Annotated in this window: 1 protein-coding gene; it reads left to right on the top strand. The window is 45.2% G+C overall.

Translation table 11 applies throughout. From position 1 onward, the window contains the following. The coding region (locus tag ACYQ78_RS39420) for a DNA polymerase (protein WP_459806108.1) at positions 1 to 294 on the top strand (294 nt) is incomplete at both ends.

Below are 294 nucleotides of genomic sequence, written 5' to 3'. Positions count from 1 at the left end.
CATATTTCTAAGGATGAGCACTTGATTAAGGCCTTTCAAGAGGGGGCAGATATCCATACTTCGACAGCCATGCGGGTCTTTGGCATTGAACGTCCTGAGGATGTGACTGCAAACGACCGTCGCAATGCCAAGGCCGTTAACTTTGGAGTAGTTTATGGGATTTCAGACTTTGGTTTGTCTAATAATTTGGGCATTAGCCGTAAGGGAGCCAAAGCCTACATTGATACCTACTTTGAACGCTTCCCAGGTATTAAAAATTACATGGATGAAGTGGTACGTGAGGCGCGTGATAAG

It is taken from the genome of Herbidospora sp. RD11066 (assembly GCF_054661255.1).
The sequence above is the reverse complement of the archived record's forward strand: the minus strand, read 5'-3'. Positions and strand labels throughout refer to the sequence as shown.